Annotated in this window: 1 protein-coding gene; it reads left to right on the top strand. The window is 75.8% G+C overall.

The features are described 5' to 3' along the window. The first annotated feature begins 137 nt into the window (after window positions 1–137). On the top strand, window positions 138–1,334 hold the full coding sequence (locus tag H5J30_RS33175; RefSeq protein WP_181791422.1) for a Kelch repeat-containing protein: 1,197 nt from the start codon (window positions 138–140) through the stop codon (window positions 1,332–1,334). Window positions 1,335–1,427: the final 93 nt, after the last annotated feature.

The following is a 1,427-nucleotide window of genomic DNA, read 5'->3' as shown; positions in this document are numbered from 1 at the left end:
GAGGCGATCCGGGCGCTGCCGGAGGCGCTGCGCGCCGGCGACCGGCTCAACCCGGCGGCGGTGACGGACCTGGTCCTGGTGTGCCCGTACGAGATCGCCGAACCCCAGCCCGCCGCCCGACCCGAGGAGACATCCCCGTGAGCACCCACCGTTCTCTGGCCGCGGGGAGCACCCCGGCCGCCGACGCCGCCCCGGCCACCGGCACCTGGAGCGCCGCGGGCAAGCTGCCCGGCACCACCTACTGGGCCGGCGCGGGCGCCGGCGCCGTCACCCTCGCCGACGGGACCGTCCTGATGGCGGGCGGCGAGGAGCGTGCCCGCAACGCGCAGGACACCGCGGCCCTCTTCGACCCGGCCACCAAGGAGTGGCAGCCCACCTCCGCGCTGTCGGTGTCCCGGCGCCTGCACACCCTGACGAAGCTGAACGATGGGCGCGTTCTCGCCGCGGGCGGTCTCAGCGGCCCGTACGGCGGCGTGTCCCAGGCGGGGGTCAGCTCCGCCGAGGTCTACGACCCGACCACCCGCGGCTGGACGGCCACCGGTGCGATGCACGAGAGCCGGTTCGCGCACTCCGCGACGCTGCTCGCCGACGGCCGGGTACTCGTCAGCGGCGGGATCGCCCCCCGCTCGGCACTCTCCCAGAGGGCGCTGGCCTCGGCGGAGATCTACGACCCCGCCTCGGGCGAGTGGACCCCGACCGCGGAACCGATGAACGACGCGCGCGCCGGGCACCCGGCGGTGCTCCTGCGCAACGGCACGGTCCTGGCGGCCGGCGGCATGGCGCCGATCGGCCGCGGCCTGTACGCGGGCCAGTCCTTCTGCGAGGTGTACGACCCGGCCGCCGGCACCTGGACCCCCACCGGCGACCTCGGCTCCGTGCGCAAGAGCCACCAGGCGACCCTGCTGCGCGACGGCACCGTGCTGGTCACGGGCGGCGACAGCCCCGGGCTCCAGGACGACTGGACGTACAACCCCTACAGCCAGTGGACCGCCGAGCGCTACGACCCGGCGCGCGGGGTGTGGACGGCCGCCGAGGGGATGTCCACGGGCCGCAGCCACCACCGGGCGGTCCTGCTGCGCTCGGGGCGCGTCCTGGTGATCGGCGGCACCGACGACTCCACGTTCGACGTCGGCTACCAGAACGCGGAGGTCTACGACCCGGCCACCCGCGGCTGGACCCCCACCACCGGGATGGTCGAGGGCCGGTGGGCCTTCGCCGCGGCCGAACTCGCCGACGGCGCGGTGCTGGTGGCCGGCGGGCTGGTCAGGTCGGGCGCCGCGGTGCCCGACAACGGCGACGTGGTGACGGACAGCACCGAGTTCTTCACGGCCTGACGGGCGGGCAGGACACGTGACGGACGGGCAGGAGACGGAGCCGGAACGATGACGCGACGTACGAACCTCACCGCGGGCCTGCACCCGGCGGCG

It is taken from the genome of Streptomyces phytophilus (assembly GCF_013870535.1).
GTDB classification, from domain to species: domain Bacteria; phylum Actinomycetota; class Actinomycetes; order Streptomycetales; family Streptomycetaceae; genus Streptomyces; species Streptomyces phytophilus.
This window is presented reverse-complemented; position numbering and strand designations above follow the sequence as displayed.